Raw genomic sequence first — 15,547 nt, 5'->3', positions numbered from 1 at the left:
AACGGATTCAAAGACTCCTATCTTCTTCGGAAGATGGGAGTTTTTTTGTGGTTCAATCATATACTTTAATGAAATTTTTAGAATTCGATCAGTTGCTCTCTACGCTTGTATTTGCTATTTAAACAGCGATTTTTCATTAGGCTGTTCTTTCATCGTTTCGTTTCTTACATCCTGCATTTTAGGGAAATCTGCTGCTTGTGTGCGTTCCTTCTTTCCTTACCTCCATTTAAGAACCGTATCTACTTCCTTTTTTAAATAGATATTATTTCTTTGATGTTTCAGCTCTTCTTTTTGAACAAGCTATACATCTAATTTGATGAGTTCATTTGGTTGTTTATTTATTCTCATATTGTACGAAACATCTACTTTTAAACGAGTAGGTGTTTTTCTATGGAAGAAATGGCTGTAAACGCGGTATTAGGCAATTATTCAAGGATATTTAAAAAAAGCCTCTACTTTATACCTTCCTTCCAAATGATAAAGGATTAACCACCAATCTGCTCGTTCTAGGGGGATTATAAAATGGTTCGACCAATTATTTATGCATTTGTTTTAAAACGTATTCATCAAAGCTTTTACATGTCCACACCTATTGTAGAAGTAGCGGTAAATACATTACCTATTCATCATCCAGATGTAGCACGCTATCAGTATCTTTTACCATCTATCGATACCTTAGCGAATTGTACACATGCTTATCATTGTCAGTTAAAGAATAAAAGTGGTGAAGTGTGGACGGTCTATTTAGTCGGAACAGATAAGTCCGTCATGTTTGAATTGTGGAAGAAAGAAGATGAGGTCATTGCATATGAATATTATGAAATGGGAGGTTGTTTGTATGAAAACGTGTAAAGCCTACTTAATGAATTATTTACAGAAAGAATGTGCTCTCGAGGTGAATGAGAAAGAGATAGGAATCGAAACAGTGGAACTGGAGAAAGAAGAGTTAGATAAGCGCTATTTTACAGAAGAAGAGTGGTCGTCTTTACCTGCTTCTTGTTTGATTACATCCGTAAATTACGACAATGGAAGAGACATGTACACACTCAATTGTGTTCATCAATACAAAATTCTTTTAAAAAATGATGAGTGAATCGAATAGAACTCACGAGAAAACTAACAAAGAACTCACGAAAAAAGTAGGGTGTATCAGGTGAAATGAATTAAAAGGGAGATACATCAACGAATTGTTAGTGATTTCTGAAAGAAAAACTCACGACATTATTATAAAACTGTCGTGAGTATGTGAAAGTGAAGCGAGCTGAACATGATTAAAAAATTACTCATTGCCGCAACGATTGCGGTTTTAACTACACTGATTACGGAATTGAAAGAAGAGATGTAAGAGATACACATAAGGACAAGGTGGCTACAATATCACTTGTTCTTTTTTTTGTGGAGAAGGAGGACAACATCATGACATGTGAACAGTGGTTAGTGGAAGATAGAAAAATATCTTTGCGCACATATTTAACAAGTCCACTATATCAATAGTGGACTTGTTAATAAAAAGACTATACATTTTTAAGCTAAAATCTAAAAGTATCTGTATTATTCAACAATCTTCTCACAAGTTACACTAATCTTTCTTATCATGGTTAGTGATAAATAAAAAGAGTATTGTCCCCAAAGTAATACTCGAAATAGACTGAATGAAGGATACGTTTCCTTTTTCTTCGGAGCTATTTTTATTATTAGTAGAAGATGTATTTATCTCTTCTTTTTCAGTATCCTTTTTTTGAAAGGGGATAAAAAGATAATAGCTTGCCAATACATAAACTATCATTGTAAGTAACAGATAGTAGTAATCATTTAATGATTGAATATCATAGGGTGAAAAAATTGAAATCTTATTTTTATTAGAAAAGTATATAAAAGAAGAACTCTCATTTGATAAAAGGTAATTTTCAATATTTTGAACCCTTTTAGCTAATTCTGAATGTTCCGTTTTAATATCTATTTTTGAAATTTTAATGTTGTTATTTTTGATATATTCTGCAAAAGATAATTTATTTTGATCTGTGTATTTTTCTTTCTCAATAATATATTCTTCAATTACTAAAATGTGTTCTTCAATCTCTGAATTGTTTTTTGAGAGATTATCGTTGGTGTTTTTTTGAAAAAAATTCGCATCTTTAGATAGTGTCTTTTTATCAGAAGAAAAATAGAGTTCTAGTGTAGATATAGTTTCTGATAAATTTTTTAACTTTGTATTATAAGTAGTTGATAAAGTTGTATTAATTAATAAAAAAATAGTAATAAAAAATGTAAGGAAGTTTGACAAATTTTTCAATTGTTCAAGTAGTTCATTTGTTATGTAATTTTCTTTAATTATTTTTTTATTCATATATTTGGTTATGATTTGAAATACACCTAGAGATATAATAAATACAAACATTAAAGCTATAGTTATACTTAATAAGCTTGTAAACTCACAAGCAGTAAGTATTTTTATTGCCAATAAACTCATTAGCATAACTAGACATGTAACAATATAAAAATGTGTAATTAAAATAAAATAAACTTTTTTCTTAGCATTTGTTTTTCCTAATATAAATAACAGAATTAATGAAATAATAACGGTTATTATCATTACCACTTCAACTGCATTCGGAAAATACATCTTAATTATCATTAAAGATATGATAGATAGTAAGAATACAACAGCTACTATAATCCATTCTTTTTTCTTCATTGTAGGTCCCCTCAATTCATTTCAATTATTTTAATTGAATAAACCTAGTAGTCGGATAACAGACTACTAGGCTCATGGTTATTTTTTAGAAATCTTTGTTACTTCACGCTCGATTTTTCCTTTAGAGTCAATTGAAAGAACAAGACCGTTGTTCGGTGCATAGTATTGTTTTAACTTTTTGTTTTGAACGACTGTACAGTTTTTGAAAGTGCCTGCTTTTGTTTTAACCGTTGCTTTAATACTAGTTACTTTACCGAGATACGATTTTGAAGCCGATCCATATCCATAGACTTTATCGCCCACTTTAGCATTTCTTTTGATTTCATCTTTACCACCGTAGCCGCCGCCCCATGAATAGTAGGTTTTATTTTGTTCTTCCCATAGTTCGCCACCCGTTGTAGCAATCCAACTTTTGTATTGTTTTTTGTAGTGAAATACCGATTTTTCTGTTTTCTTTTTTTTGCCTTCATAATGGTAGTAACTAATTGTATAAACCTTAGATTTATCCATTAAGAAATTTTTTGTTTTTGCTTGAGCTGGTACATTCCAAATGAAGATTGAGCAGATGAATAGCATAGCTGTTATTACTAAAAATCTTTTTTTCATGTGAATTCCTCCTTTATATTTATATTGTATATTTTACTTTTAATTCCATTAATGTAATACTATTTATTTCACTTTTTAAACTTCATTTTTAAAAATGTCTTTTGACCTATCTTTATTAGTAAAATTCTTTTTATATACATTATGTAATAAAAATAATAAAAACATATAAATGAATCACATTATAAATAACGATTTGTAACAGATACTTTTGAAAATCAAATGGAATGATATATAAGAAAATTACTATCTTTTTATTTCTTTATTCCCTCATCCACCCTTGAATCGTCGCTTTCGGTACGTCAAACTGGTTTGCGGCGTGTCCAAGCGAGTGTTCTGTCGCCACGGTTTTCACAAGTTTTCGGTAGTTCGCGGTCGTCTTATGGATTACGTCGAGTCCACCGTCATGTCGCGTTGTTACGTGGCATATCTGGCAGCGCTCGTAGTACATGGTCAATCTGATTGTAATCGTCCCGTACTCATAGGTGTACGAGTGGCGAATGTCCTGCTCCTTTTTATGATGAAGATGTCGTTTTCCACCACATGGACATATTTTGTCTCTTTTTGGTGTCGCATAGAGTATGTCGTCGATGAAGTCCAATTGAATTGTCAGTGGTATATTAAAAAATGTATGCATTAAAAAACTCCCCTTTTTCGAAAACAAGCTCTTTTTTCTTTTTATTTTCCTTCATTTTCAGAAAAAGACATATTCAAAAAAAAGTGTGTACGAAAAGTATGGGGAAATGATGAGGGAATAGAGGTTTTTCAAGGGTTTCCCCACCATATACATACGAAAAAATTCATTCGGAAAACGTCGTTTCGCCAACATTCGCACATTTTAGTAAGCTAGGTGTACCCAAGGGAATACAAGCATGGTCGACTGTGAGAAGCGAGTATGAGATGACGTTTGAAGCGATGTTAGAGAAGTTGGAGCCGATGATTTCCGCGCACATGCGCAAACTGCATATTTATAAGGAGCATGAGCAATTTCGCCAGTCCGCGCGCGTAGCCATCTGGCGTGCGTGGCAACGATTCGATGCGGAGAAGGGTGATTTTGAACCGTATGCATTCCAGACAATTCGCGGTGCATTACTCGACGAATTGAAGATGAGCGCGCGTTACGAGGAACGATTCGTACCAACAGAAGATGATGCCCTGCATGAGCAAATTCAAGGGGAAGGGTGCCAGCGTACACGCGACTTCGTGGAATTCCTAGCACCCCACACAACACCCGAAGAATGTATGATTCTCCACGCCTATTATATCGAGGGGTACGATCACACCGAGATTGCGGCGATGCTTGGCATGAGTCGCGCCGCCCTACAAAAGAAGAAAAGCCGCCTGTTGATACGCCTTCGAAAAGAGATAAGTCGACCATAAGAAAAAGCCGCGATTTGCGGCTTTTTTGTTTGTAGCATAAACCAATCGAACCAGATGGCATTCCAAAATGAGTCGTTTAGCATTTTATTTTCACATAATAATAAATGGTACAATTAGGAAGAGGAGTGAGTATATGAAAAAATATATAGGGCTTACACTATTGATGAGTCTACTTTGTTTTTTAGTGCCGCATTTATCGGCTGAAGCGAAAACCATTACAGCTGGGCAAACAGTCAGTGGAACACTTGGAAAAGATGAGAAACACACCTATCAAATTAAAGTAACGAAGCCAAGTCGCGTGGAATTAAAGGGAACAGCCTATTCTTCTAACTTTGAACTCGTATTAGAAGATGCGAAGGGCGAAACTGTTCATTCACTTTATTATGAGTTTATCGCGGCGAGTGCGACTACACCTGTCTCGAAAAAAACAATAGAATATTTAGAGAAGGGGACATATACAGTTCGTGCAATCCATCACACGCATTTAAATGAGCGTACAAAGTATCAATTTACTGTTTCCGTAAAGGATAGTCGTGTTACAGAAGGATCATCAAACAATCATAAGCAATTAGCCACGAAGATTGCGCCAACACAGAAAACTGTAAAAGGACAAATCAGCTGGAACGATTCAGTCGATTATTATAAGGTGACGTTAAAAGAAGCAGGGCGCCTATCGTTAGATATGACTGCTTATATGCGATTTTTAGATGTAACAATGTTTAATCAAAATCAAGAGAAAATCAAAAATATCTTCTCCCTCTATGAAGGTGGAGAGGGGAATGGTGTCACAGAGAATATGTCCGTCTATTTAGAAAAGGGGACGTATTATATCGAGGTGAAGAAGTATCATACCTTCACAGGAATTTATACATTTAAAACAAAATTCACAGCAGCCAAAAATAATGAAAAAGAGCCAAATAACACACGTTCAAAAGCACAGGTAATCAAACCGAATGTTCAAAAGGTGACGGGGCTACTCAGTTGGAGTGACAGCATCGACTACTATAAAGTGAACGTGACGAAGAATGGGAAACTCCATGTGAATGTTCAATTGAAAAATACGGTCTATCTCACGCTCTATAATCGAAAAGGGCAACGTGTAGGTGAGCGCATGGCATTTGGAAACACGAAAGCAGTATTCAATGTGAAGAGGGGAACATACTACGTGAAAATCTGGAGCGTTGAAAAGCAAGCACCCGGTATTTATAAACTCGCGATGAGCGTACCTGAAATGTTACCAAAATCTCCAAAAGCCAAAGCCACGAAAACAAAAGTGACAGGTACAACCTATGCGAACAGTAAAATCACAGCGAAAATCGGAAGCAAAAAATATACAGGCAAAAGTAACAGCAAAGGTGCATTCAGCATCAAAATCCCAACACAAAAAGTAAAAACAAAAGTCTATGTATCCGTTACGACAGGTGCAGGAACGAGTAAATCAACTAAAGTACAAGTAAAATGAGCCGCGTATGCGGTTCTTTTTTTATGGTAGTGGGCGAGATTCCCTTTCGTGCGTAGATTAGTCCCTTTCAAAGTGAGAAATTCCCTTTCGTGCGTAGATTAGTCCCTTTCAAAGTGAGAAATTCCCTTTCGCGCGCGGAATAGTCCCTTTCAGAAGTAGAAATTCCCTTTCATGCGCGGAATAGTCCCTTTCAAATGCCAAGATTCCCTTTCGAGCGTGGAATAGTCCCTTTCGGAGTGAGAGATTCCCTTTCGAGCGTGGGTTAGTCCCTTTCGGAAGACGAGATTCCCTTTCGCGCGTGGAATAGTCCCTTTCAGAAGTAGAAATTCCCTTTCATGCGTGGAATAGTCCCTTTCAAATGCCAAGATTCCCTTTCGAGCGTGGAATAGTCCCTTTCGATAGCGTAGATTCCCTTTGGCGCGCGGATTAGTCCCTTTCAAAGTGAGAGATTCCCTTTCGTGCGCGGAATAATCCCTTTCGGAGAGCAGAATTCCCTTTCGCGCGCGGGATAGTCCCTTTCAAAGTGAGAGATTCCCTTTCGTGCGCGGAGTAGTCCCTTTCAAAAGTCGAGATTCCCTTTCGTGAGCGGAGTAGTCCCTTTCAGAGTGAGAAATTCCCTTTCGTGAGTGGAATAGTCCCTTTCGGAGTGAGAAATTCCCTTTCGTGCGCGGAGTAGTCCCTTTCAAAAGTCGAGATTCCCTTTCGCGAGTCGAGTAGTCCCTTTCAAATGCCAAGATTCCCTTTCGCGAGTCGAGTAGTCCCTTTCAGAAGCGATGATTCCCTTTCGTGCGCGGAATAGTCCCTTTCAAAAGCCAAGATTCCCTTTCGCACACGAATCAGTCTCTCACCATTGTTTATTTCACCGCTTAGTGAGATAATAATATGGAATAATTAGACATTAAAGGGGATTGACATGAAACGATTATATATAGTAGGAATTCTTTTGTTGGCCGCTATCTTTTTTATACCGCAACAAGCTTCAGCTGCAACAACTCTTACATCGGGAAAGTGGGCAACCGGTGAAATTACCGATACAACAACAAAGCAAACATATCAATTTAAGTTGACGAAACCGAGTAAGGTGACGGTGGAAGTGAAGTCGTATATGAATGAATTGGAGGCATTCGTCTACAATTCGAAAGAGACAAATATGGTGAAGCCAATGCATTTCTTTGCGGCAGATCCAACGAATCCAATTACGCAAAAAGAGACGGTTTATTTGCAGGCTGGGACATACACAATTCATACGAATCGTGTAGCATTCTCTGGTCAGACGGGGAAATATCAAGTGAGAGCGACTTGGAAAACGAATGGTTCGAATGAGGTAGAGCCGAATGATGAGCCGAACCAAGCGCAACCAATAGAAGTAAATAAAACGAAGATTAAAGGGCAACTCGGACTCGACGATTTAGCAGACTATTATATGGTGGAGGTAGACCGAGCGGGGAAATTAACAGTTCAAACAAAATCGTACATGCCTTTTTTACAAGTTGAGCTATACAATTTGGCGCAAGTTCAAATGACGAAAGTGAATGATTTCCAACAAGCAACCAATACAAAAGCTGTAACAAGAAGCGGCTCTATGTACGTGGAAAAAGGACAGTATCTCATTAAAATATCAAATACAGGTGTCCTCGATAGTATGGGATTATACGAGATGCAGGCGAAATTTGTAGGGGCAAGTAATAATGAAAAAGAACCAAATAATAGCCCAGAAAAAGCACAAACACTCAAGCCGAATGTTGCGCCAATTACAGGACTAATTAGTTTTGGTGATCGACTCGATTATTATAAATTGAATGTACCAAAGACAGCGGAAGTAAAGGTGCAAGTAAAGTCGCATATGAAGTGGCTTGAAGTTTCGATTTATAACCAATCATTTAAAAGAATCGACACACATAATTATTTCACAGGCGCGAGCGATCAATTACTCGTATCGAAAACATTAAAAAATAAATTGAAAACAGGCGTCTATTATATCGGTGTGAAAGAACTAGGTTATTTCGGCACATATCAAATTAATACAAGTATTCCAACTATTGTACCAAAAGCACCAACTGTAAAAGCAGTGAAAAAAGGTGCGACACGCGTTACAGGAACAACGTATAAAAAGAGCAAAGTGACTGTGAAAATTGGCAAGAAAGAATACAAAGGAAAAAGTAATTCAAAAGGTGCGTTTAGTATTAAAGTGCCGAAGCAAAAAGCCAAAACGAATATTTATGTATCAGTCACAACAGATAACGGAACAAGCAACTATAAAAAAGTACAAGTAAAATGAGTCGTGTATGCGGCTCTTTTTTTATTTGGAGGTTTGTTTGTGCGAGTGGCCCAATTTCGCCCTCGAATGTTCCGTTTGGATGGGCGAATGACCCGAATCGAGCAGTGAGTGACCCAACTACTTATTCGAATGACCTGTTTTGTCGGTCGAATGTTCGAATTCACCCAAACCTAGTCAATTCAAGTCCCTCTGAATTACTCAAAAGACTTGAAGAAAGTGCTTAAATGGAGCAATTTAGGCTTTTCGGGCGAGTGACCCATTTTCGCCCTCGAATGTCCCGTTTGGATGAGCGAATGACCCAAAACGAGGAGCGAGATTCCCTTTGGGGCGAGGAATAGTCCCTTTCGTGGAGCAGAATTCCCTTTCGCGGGTGGATCAGTCCCTTTCGTGGAGCAGAATTCCCTTTCGCGGGTGGATTAGTCCCTTTCGTGGAGCAGAATTCCCTTTCGCGGGTGGATCAGTCCCTTTCGGGGAGCGAGATTCCCTTTCGAGGGTGGAGTAGTCCCTTTCAAAGTGAAAAATTCCCTTTCGCGAGTAGAATAGTCCCTTTCGAGGAGCAGAATTCCCTCAAACAAAAAACCTCGAATCTTCGAGGTTAGCCTTCGTTTGGTGTTTGTTTTTCAATCGCTCCGCCAAATAATACGATGGCTTTCGTGACGCCGCCGCCGACATTGGCAAATTCATGGATACCGAGTGGGATGCCAACGACTTGGAGTGAGTCGTCTAGTGCGATGTTGCCGAGTGGTTCATATGTGATGTAGAGGTAGGATTGTCCGTCCTCTGCATAGAGATGAATGAAGCGGTAAGGTAGCGCACCTTCTTCTTTTTCATGGAAGGAGACGACATCGCCTTTGAAGGAGACGACGGTTTCAAAGTAGTCTTCGACGTTGTCCGTTAGTTGTTGCGGGGTGATGGTCGAATCGACTTTTTCTTTGATGCCAACGCTTGCAAAGAGTTTTTCTTGTTGGTCGATGTATTCGCGTGAGCGTAATCGTAAATTGAGTGTATTTTCTGTTATTTCTGGCAAATCGACTGCTAATTGATCGCTTAATCCGAGTGTAGCTGCTTCGACTTCGATTTCTTGTGCTTCTGTTTTTCTGTCTTGAATGGTGTTTTCTGGCGCTTTTTCATCGCCACACGCTGCAAGAAATAGTGTCAGACAAAGACCTGTGCTAAGCAGGAACTTTTTCTTCATGTATGCACCCCTCCTTTTCTTCTATTATATAACTTTTTAAGATGAAAATGGATAATTTTATCACATTGTAAATACCATTATTTGGTGAGATAATGTCTGTATAGACCTAGATTGAAAGAAGCGATTACATGAAGCAACTTGGAAAGTATGCATTGGCACTATCACTTGCAGCACCTATCGTATGTTCGATTAATACATCTGCAAAAGCAATCAGCAGTAAGGCGATTGTGAATGTGTCGTGGGCAAGTATATATACAGACTCAACGAAAAAGACGAAATTAGCTGTTGTGAAGCAGAAGACCACCTTTACTTCTTATTCTAAAGGGAAGACGTGGACGAAGGTTACATATAAGGGGAAGACGGGCTATATTTTAACGAAGCAATTAATGTTCAAAGAGTTGACCTATCAAGAGTTTGTTGCGGAAGGAAAGGCACTCACTAAGCAAATGGAACAATTAGCAAAGTTCGAACAAAAGGGCGATGTATCCAATCTAGCAGCACGTTATCAGACGACGAAAACACAATTCGCCTCATACGAAAAAGCACTAAAAGCGAGTCGTCTCAAAACAAGTCAAAAGAATGTTTTGCAAAAAAAATATGTGACGACTTCAAAAGTGAAGATGGAGCGACTAGCTGGCTTTGTACAAGCATGGGAAGATTTAGTGAAGACCGAGTCCTATATGAAACAATATAATATGAAATCAGCAAAAACAACTTGGAAACGAGCTGAAAAAGTAAAGACAGAAGCTGATGCCACACTGCGTAAAAACAAATGGACAGCCTATGCATATAAAGCAAATGATACATTTGAACGCTATATGAAAACATTGGAACGTCGATTTACCTATGTGACATATGACGAATTACAACCACAATTGATGAATCGCTTCGCTCGTAGTCTAGATGAAGAAGATCGTGACGTACGAGGTAGACGACAATATAACGGAGTCCACCAAATCAATCATATTGAAAAAATGCGTGTTCTCATGCGTATTCCTGTAAAAAGCGGGATTCAAAAAATTACGTTCACCGTTGTACCGGATAAAACATGGGTTGATGTAGATGAACTAATTGATAATCCTGATGGTGGTGCTAATATTTTTGTAATGGGCGCATCTGGCGTGCAAAAGTATGAATTGTACTCGAAACAGGATGAACTAAAAGGTGAATTTACACTCGACTCGACAATGGCTACTGAAGATGGCTACTATGAATTGAAAGTCTACGGGGCGATGGGAATGATTGTGTCAAATATGAAGTTTTGGTATAAATAGAGAAAAACCTTCGACCTCAATGGTTGAAGGTTTTTTTACTTCCCAAAAAATAAAGAATTAACCACGCAGCAATGAAGGCAGGAATCGCATAAACTTGTCCAACGAGTAGTTTCCAACTCCAAACATCATAACCAGGTGAAGCAGGTAGCAAAATCGTAATCCCGCAAACAATCACGTAGACAACGAGTGCATAACCAAGTTTTTTCATCATAACGACCTCCTTATTTTTTCCATTATAACATAATGAAAGAATAAGGGGTTTAGATTCACCCTATAAGACTGTTAATAATATTCATTATCACGATGAAGAAAAGTCGTTGATGAGAATATAGAAAAATACCTAGTCTCCTATTATATTTTTATCAATTTGATTACAGTCTATAGTTATTTATAAATGTGAAAAATAGCTTATTAGTCTTTTTATAGGAATAAAAAATATATTTTAGAATATAAAAAACGCCCAATCTGAATCGATTGAGCGTTCAATTTATTTCTTGTGTACACATTCACCTTGAACAAATACTTGTTGAATATGTTCAGGTCGTGTTAAGTAGAGAATCTTTTGGAAGATGTCTTCGAGTGGTTCTGTCGCATCGAAAATTGGCAGTGACGTTGTATCAATCACCTGTGCGTCAAAACAGTAGCCTTCTTCTAGGCGTCCAATCGGCAGGCTTAATGATTCGCCGCCACCAGCTGTCGCGAGGTAGAACGCTTCATTCACTGTAATGCGGCTATCTTGTCGTCCGCGTACATGCGGCGCAAGGTCAGGGTTCACACCGTCCTCTAGCATACGTGAAGCCATAACAGCTTGACGAATATTATCATATAAGCTCGGTGAGAAGCCGCCCGATACGTCTGTTCCAAGACCAATCTCCACATTCTTCTCATGAAGATGTGCAACAGGTAGAACAGAATTCGCAAAGTACGCATTTGAAATCGGACAGTGTGCAATCGCCGTCCCTGTCTCAGCAAATAGGTCTGCATCTGCATCCTCTAAAAAGTTACTATGTGCCATAACCGACTTGTCGCGTAGTAGACCGAAGTCGTGCAGCGCGAACGCATCATTTTTTTGGAAACGATCTTTTACAAAACCATGCGCCCAGTCACTCTCGCTACAGTGCGATTGTACATGCGTATCATATTTTTTCGCGAGTTCGCCAAGTCCTTGAAGTGCCTCATCTGTACAGCTCGGAATAAAGCGTGGTGTCACAACAGGGTAAACGCCTTGTTTGACTGACTTCGCCAATTCTTTCACCGCGATAATGAATTCCTCCGTATCTTGTAGGGCCTCAGCAGTGGAAGCGTCACGATAAAAATCAGGATTTTCCTGTGCATCATCCATAACCACTTTCCCAACCAATCCACGTTGACCACGCTTTGCACAAATCTCAGCTAATTTATAGCTCGCCTCTTTATGAATTGACGCAAAATAGAGAACGGTCGTTGTCCCATTCGCTAAAAGCGTATCGACAAGATGTGTATACACCTTTTCTGCAAAATCAACATCTGAAAACTTCGCTTCAAGCGGGAATGTATATGTATTCAACCAATCATAAAGCGGCAAGTCGAGTGCTGTACCCGACTGTGCCCACTGCGGTGCATGCACATGCAAATCAATAAAGCCAGGAAGTAAAAATTGTCCTTCTGGTAATGTCGTAACAGGTATGCTTGCGTCTACTAAATGCGCTTCTTCAGGACGTAATACCTTCGCAATCATTCCTTGTTCATCAATGCAAAACAGATGATCTTTTAGTACCGCTACCTCCTTCAGTGAACGACTTGTAAATGCAGTCCCACGTACAATATGCGTATAATTCAATGTAAAAATCTCCTTAATGTTCGTAAATTAATAGATTTATTATATATTTTATTAGATAAGATGTCTATAGAATGTGAAAGACGGATGAAAAGAGGAGTGAGGTTGTGGGGGTGGTTTTGGGCCATTCGAGTGGTGATTCGGGCCATTCACTCGTCCAAACGAGCTATTCGAGGGCGGAAACAGTCCACTCGCTACTCGTTTTGGGCCATTCATCCGATCAAACGGGCCATTCGAGGACGGAAACGGTCCACTCGCCCAAAAGCCCTTAATTGCTCGCTTTTCGCACCTTCTTCAAGGCATTAGAGTAATAGAAAGGGACTTGAATTGACTAGGTTTGGGTGAATTCGAACATTCGGTTGGCGAAATGGGTCATTCGAATAAGTAGTTGGGCCATTCATCCGATCAAACGGTCCATTCGAGGACGAAAATGGTCCACTCGCCCCAAAACCTCTATAAATCAGACACTTTTTGACAATTTTTAACGATTTCAATATACTAATAGGGGTATGTAACTTAGAGAAAAAGAAGGTGCTGCTTTGAATAGTCAACAATACATAGAACACCCTGAAAAAGTAGAGAAGTTATATAAACGGACACTTTGGATTGTCGTATGTTCACAAATTTTCGGTGGGGCAGGTCTTGCGGCGGGAATTACAGTCGGTGCATTGCTCGCGCAAGATTTACTACAGACGAACGCTTTTGCTGGTCTACCGTCTGCTTTATTCACACTTGGTTCGGCGCTCGCAGCATTATGGGTGGGGCGTTTTTCAAATCGCTTCGGTCGTCGCATGGGGCTATCAACAGGCTTCATTGTTGGCGGATTAGGGGCAGTCGGAGTTGTCATTGCCGCGATTTTCGCAAATGTTTGGCTCTTATTCGTCTCTTTATTCATTTACGGTGCAGGAACAGCGACGAATTTACAAGCGCGCTATGCAGGAACAGATTTAGCAACACCTAAGCAGCGAGGTACAGCAGTCAGTATCGCGATGGTATCGACAACGCTCGGTGCAGTAGCAGGACCAAACCTTGTTGAAGTGATGGGGGATTTTGCGACATCCATCGGTATTCCACCGCTCGCGGGTCCATTCATCTTATCGGCAGCAGCATTTTTAACAGCGGGGATTATTCTTTTTATTTTTTTACGTCCAGATCCATTTGTTATTGCGCTCCATTTAAATAAGAACAAACAAAAAACACAGACGATGGATGCGACTGAGCGAACAGAGAATAATCGGAAGGGTATTCGAATGGGTGCAGCGATTATGGTCATTAGCCAAATTATCATGGTAGCCATCATGACGATGACGCCGGTTCATATGGGACATCATGGACATAGTTTGCGTGCGATTGGTCTCGTGATTGGTTTTCATGTAGGCTCGATGTATTTACCATCTCTTTTTACAGGAGTACTAGTCGATAAAATCGGGCGTCCAGCAATGGCTGTAGCATCTGGTGTTACGCTATTAGTAGCAGGCATCGTTGCCGCCACGACTTCAGGTGATTCCATCGTCGTCTTAATTATTGCACTATCATTACTCGGTATTGGTTGGAACTTTGGTCTAATCAGTGGTACAGCGCTTATTGTTGATTCAACAGAGCCGATGACGCGAGCGAAAGTACAGGGATCAGTCGATGTTTTAATCGCCTTATCTGGTGCAGCAGGTGGTATGTTGTCTGGAATGGTTGTTGCAGGTACAAGTTATACTGTCCTAGCATTAAGTGGTGGATTATTAGCATTACTACTCATCCCCATCGTTATCTCTACGCGTACTTTAAAAGCATAGATGATTTTAGACTGAACTCATTTTGATGGGTTCGGTTTTTTGAGTTTGAATTGACTAGTCTGGTGTGAATTCGAACATTTGGTTGGCAAAATGGGTCACTCGCTATTCGTTTTGGGCCATTCGCCCGATCAAACGGGACATTCGAGGTCAAAAACGGTCCACTCGCCCAAAAACCTAAATTGCTCGCTTTTCGCACCTTCTTCAAGGCATTTGAGTAATAGAAAGGGACTTGAATTGACTAGGTTTGGGTGAATTCGAACATTCGGTTGGCGAAATGGGTCACTCGGAGAAGGAGTTGGGTCACTCGCTACTCGTTTTGGGTCATTCACCCGATCAAATGGGTCATTCGAGGACGAAAACGGGTCACTCGCCCAAAGGAACAGGTCATCTGTTGAATGAACATTTACAGAAAGTTGTCTACCCATAGGATTCCATATATTTGATATAATAAATAAAAAAGGAGTGTATAGATAATGGCGAGGTATCCCCAAAATACATTTGTAGATTCAATTGAGCGTGATGTCATTCGGATTGATGGAGAGCGGCATCTGCTTCGTTATGTTTTGACATTAGATAATATGGAGAGTGAGTCGGAAAAGACGGTGACTGTTATACACTTACATCCGATGGGAGCGGAGCAGCAATATTCCGATGCGATGACGAATCAGATGGTAAGATTTTTAAGTAAAGAGGACTTTCAAAGTATATCGTTTGTGACGCTTTTTCCCTATCATGTGCCGACTGCTACGCAGCTACGAGAATTAATTGTTGATCCGAGATTGGAAGAAGTAATGGAGAAAAATCGACGCTTTATTCATGAGCGATTGATGAATAGCGATGTATTTGTACTTGCGTGGGGGGATCGTCCATATTACATCCCGAATCGCCAATTTGATGAGGCTTTTCAATATGTGATGCATCTCATTCAAATGTGGCAAAAAGAAAAGAATGTTTATGTTTTTCGCTATAGCCATGCACCTTCATTTACGAAAAACGGACAGCCCGATACACCGCAAAAAAAAGTAATTGAAGGTATATTACCTATTCATACATAAAA

Annotated in this window: 13 protein-coding genes; 8 read left to right on the top strand and 5 right to left on the bottom strand. The window is 39.3% G+C overall.

From position 1 onward, the window contains the following. Positions 1 to 522: 522 nt before the first annotated feature. Together ACKVQX_RS03095 and ACKVQX_RS03090 are read left to right on the top strand one after the other, a co-directional pair. The gene (locus tag ACKVQX_RS03095) at positions 523 to 852 is read left to right on the top strand and encodes a hypothetical protein (protein WP_409136012.1); all 330 of its coding nucleotides are present in this window, start codon (positions 523 to 525) and stop codon (positions 850 to 852) included. Continuing rightward, a complete protein-coding gene (locus tag ACKVQX_RS03090) occupies positions 839 to 1,093 on the top strand; it encodes a hypothetical protein (protein ID WP_409136011.1) in 255 nt (84 codons plus the stop codon). Before ACKVQX_RS03095 ends, ACKVQX_RS03090 begins: the two co-directional genes overlap by 14 nt. Positions 1,094 to 1,579: 486 nt before the next feature. Here ACKVQX_RS03090 and ACKVQX_RS03085 read toward each other — a convergent pair whose 3' ends face one another. Together ACKVQX_RS03085 and ACKVQX_RS03080 are read right to left on the bottom strand one after the other, a co-directional pair. Continuing rightward, positions 1,580 to 2,695, bottom strand: coding sequence for a hypothetical protein (locus ACKVQX_RS03085; protein ID WP_409136010.1), 1,116 nt, complete (start codon positions 2,693 to 2,695; stop codon positions 1,580 to 1,582). Positions 2,696 to 2,773: 78 nt separating this feature from the next. Continuing rightward, a complete protein-coding gene (locus ACKVQX_RS03080; RefSeq protein ID WP_325943382.1) occupies positions 2,774 to 3,301 on the bottom strand; it encodes a hypothetical protein in 528 nt (175 codons plus the stop codon). 897 nt (positions 3,302 to 4,198) lie between these two features. Between ACKVQX_RS03080 and ACKVQX_RS03075 the strand changes: the two genes are divergently transcribed. The 3 genes from ACKVQX_RS03075 to ACKVQX_RS03065 all read left to right on the top strand — a co-directional run bounded on the left by ACKVQX_RS03075 (position 4,199) and on the right by ACKVQX_RS03065 (position 8,418). Then, positions 4,199 to 4,678, top strand: a complete 480-nt coding sequence (locus ACKVQX_RS03075) for a sigma-70 family RNA polymerase sigma factor (RefSeq protein ID WP_409136009.1) — start codon at positions 4,199 to 4,201, stop codon at positions 4,676 to 4,678. Positions 4,679 to 4,811: 133 nt separating this feature from the next. Continuing rightward, complete coding sequence (locus tag ACKVQX_RS03070; protein ID WP_368634540.1) at positions 4,812 to 6,140, top strand: hypothetical protein; 1,329 nt, start codon at positions 4,812 to 4,814, stop codon at positions 6,138 to 6,140. A gap of 913 nt (positions 6,141 to 7,053) precedes the next feature. Then, on the top strand, positions 7,054 to 8,418 hold the full coding sequence (locus tag ACKVQX_RS03065) for an Ig-like domain-containing protein (protein WP_409136008.1): 1,365 nt from the start codon (positions 7,054 to 7,056) through the stop codon (positions 8,416 to 8,418). A 595-nt stretch (positions 8,419 to 9,013) separates the two neighbouring features. Here ACKVQX_RS03065 and ACKVQX_RS03060 read toward each other — a convergent pair. Continuing rightward, positions 9,014 to 9,613, bottom strand: a complete 600-nt coding sequence (locus ACKVQX_RS03060) for a hypothetical protein (RefSeq protein ID WP_409136007.1) — start codon at positions 9,611 to 9,613, stop codon at positions 9,014 to 9,016. A 128-nt stretch (positions 9,614 to 9,741) separates the two neighbouring features. On the opposite strand from ACKVQX_RS03060, the gene ACKVQX_RS03055 reads away from it, so the two are divergent. Then, positions 9,742 to 10,887 carry a hypothetical protein gene (locus ACKVQX_RS03055; RefSeq protein WP_409136006.1) on the top strand — a complete coding sequence of 382 codons (1,146 nt, stop codon included), beginning with the start codon at positions 9,742 to 9,744 and terminating at the stop codon, positions 10,885 to 10,887. Positions 10,888 to 10,903: 16 nt separating this feature from the next. On the opposite strand, the gene ACKVQX_RS03050 is transcribed toward ACKVQX_RS03055, so the two are convergent. Further along, complete coding sequence (locus ACKVQX_RS03050) at positions 10,904 to 11,095, bottom strand: DUF4017 family protein (protein ID WP_141275112.1); 192 nt, start codon at positions 11,093 to 11,095, stop codon at positions 10,904 to 10,906. Positions 11,096 to 11,374: 279 nt separating this feature from the next. Beyond that, positions 11,375 to 12,706, bottom strand: a complete 1,332-nt coding sequence (gene guaD / locus ACKVQX_RS03045; RefSeq protein WP_068455711.1) for a guanine deaminase — start codon at positions 12,704 to 12,706, stop codon at positions 11,375 to 11,377. A gap of 536 nt (positions 12,707 to 13,242) precedes the next feature. Between guaD and ACKVQX_RS03040 the strand changes: the two genes are divergently transcribed. Next, positions 13,243 to 14,490, top strand: a complete 1,248-nt coding sequence (locus ACKVQX_RS03040; RefSeq protein ID WP_409136005.1) for an MFS transporter — start codon at positions 13,243 to 13,245, stop codon at positions 14,488 to 14,490. Between the two features lie 473 nt (positions 14,491 to 14,963). Next, positions 14,964 to 15,545, top strand: coding sequence for a DUF1643 domain-containing protein (locus tag ACKVQX_RS03035; protein WP_368634545.1), 582 nt, complete (start codon positions 14,964 to 14,966; stop codon positions 15,543 to 15,545). Positions 15,546 to 15,547: the final 2 nt, after the last annotated feature.

The organism is Kurthia sp. ISK08, assembly GCF_046159805.1.
GTDB lineage: Bacteria > Bacillota > Bacilli > Bacillales_A > Planococcaceae > Kurthia > Kurthia gibsonii.
The sequence above is the reverse complement of the archived record's forward strand: the minus strand, read 5'-3'. Positions and strand labels throughout refer to the sequence as shown.

Excerpts from the sequence above, each read along its gene's own strand:
- ACKVQX_RS03090 (WP_409136011.1), top strand. The coding sequence starts at position 839 with ATGAAAACGTGTAAAGCCTACTTAATGAATTATTTACAGAAAGAATGT.
- ACKVQX_RS03075 (WP_409136009.1), top strand. The coding sequence starts at position 4,199 with ATGACGTTTGAAGCGATGTTAGAGAAGTTGGAGCCGATGATTTCCGCG.
- ACKVQX_RS03060 (WP_409136007.1), bottom strand. The coding sequence starts at position 9,613 with ATGAAGAAAAAGTTCCTGCTTAGCACAGGTCTTTGTCTGACACTATTT.
- ACKVQX_RS03085 (WP_409136010.1), bottom strand. The coding sequence starts at position 2,695 with ATGAAGAAAAAAGAATGGATTATAGTAGCTGTTGTATTCTTACTATCT.
- ACKVQX_RS03055 (WP_409136006.1), top strand. The coding sequence starts at position 9,742 with ATGAAGCAACTTGGAAAGTATGCATTGGCACTATCACTTGCAGCACCT.
- ACKVQX_RS03065 (WP_409136008.1), top strand. The coding sequence starts at position 7,054 with ATGAAACGATTATATATAGTAGGAATTCTTTTGTTGGCCGCTATCTTT.
- ACKVQX_RS03070 (WP_368634540.1), top strand. The coding sequence starts at position 4,812 with ATGAAAAAATATATAGGGCTTACACTATTGATGAGTCTACTTTGTTTT.
- ACKVQX_RS03035 (WP_368634545.1), top strand. The coding sequence starts at position 14,964 with ATGGCGAGGTATCCCCAAAATACATTTGTAGATTCAATTGAGCGTGAT.
- ACKVQX_RS03050 (WP_141275112.1), bottom strand. The coding sequence starts at position 11,095 with ATGAAAAAACTTGGTTATGCACTCGTTGTCTACGTGATTGTTTGCGGG.
- ACKVQX_RS03095 (WP_409136012.1), top strand. The coding sequence starts at position 523 with ATGGTTCGACCAATTATTTATGCATTTGTTTTAAAACGTATTCATCAA.
- ACKVQX_RS03080 (WP_325943382.1), bottom strand. The coding sequence starts at position 3,301 with ATGAAAAAAAGATTTTTAGTAATAACAGCTATGCTATTCATCTGCTCA.